Annotated in this window: 1 protein-coding gene; it reads left to right on the top strand. The window is 34.1% G+C overall.

Going from position 1 to position 999, the window contains the following annotated elements; genetic code table 11:
• The first annotated feature begins 124 nt into the window (after nt 1–124).
• Entirely contained in the window at nt 125–925 is an 801-nt protein-coding gene (locus GFB48_RS17205; protein WP_163938704.1) for a hypothetical protein, read from the top strand.
• The last annotated feature ends 74 nt before the right edge of the window (nt 926–999 follow it).

Genomic DNA, 999 nt, shown 5'->3' with positions numbered 1-999 from the left:
AACCTCCTGATTATATTTTGAAGAATATTTTTGGCTCTGGTTTAGGCTAACCCATGTGCAGGAGGTTAGCACTGTCTAGGGGAGTCATAATGTCTAGGCACATAAAGTCTTAAGGTGTTAATTCATGGTAAGCGGTAAAATCAAGCAGCCAATTTGGTTACTTATATTATATTTCGTTGTTGGCTTTTCTATCATTCGTATTTTTAGAGTTATGGAGTACCCGTATTGGCTTGGTATTCTTATTTCATTTTGCTTAATTATGCTTATGTCTTCGGCTTGGAGAAAATACAAAACCAAATCAGATTACGATATTGATTTTATCGAAACAGGAGATACCAAACCTGTTGCAGGAATAGAGACTGTAATCATTGATGGAATTAAACATTTTTATGCTTATGATTTTTCTGCTGATGAAGTAGTATCACCACTATTTCAAAACGAAACATCAATGGCTGAATTTGCTGAATCTAACTTAAATCAAAAAGATGGAAAACACTCTCAAGCTTACTGGCTTGAATTAATCGAGTACTCAAAAGATGAATCTGAAATTTTTGAAGAAGTTCCAAGTTTGCTTATTGATGAAGTTAAAGAATTGTGGAGCTGTTTAAAGCAAGCTAAAGCGCAAGGGAATATAAAGAAAATAGAAAATTTAAACCCGTTTATTAGTGATGTTTTAATTAACCTTGAGCGAGAAAATATTGATTCAAATATTTGGGGTGAATTAACTATTAAATCTGATTTTGAATTATTAGACTTATCTAGTGAAGATATTTTAGAAATGATTAAACATGTTTTAGGCATGAAATCAGACTATTCAGATGTAACTTATCAAGATGCTGCGTCAATATCTATAACCTATTTAAATTCCATAGCTCAAAATTTAGAGCATAGTTGGCAGGATGTGCTTGAGGGTAAATCTGCCTAACAAATAAGGATAGGCCGCGCGCAGCCGCGACCTTATCCCGATTGTTGAACAAGCCCGAAGCTAGATGAGTCTGC

Source organism: Paraferrimonas sp. SM1919, assembly GCF_010993985.1.
Classification (GTDB): domain Bacteria; phylum Pseudomonadota; class Gammaproteobacteria; order Enterobacterales; family Shewanellaceae; genus SM1919.
Note: the sequence above shows the minus strand (reverse complement) of the source record. Positions and strands in the feature narration are given on the sequence as shown.

Excerpts from the sequence above, each read along its gene's own strand:
- GFB48_RS17205 (WP_163938704.1), top strand. The coding sequence starts at position 125 with ATGGTAAGCGGTAAAATCAAGCAGCCAATTTGGTTACTTATATTATAT.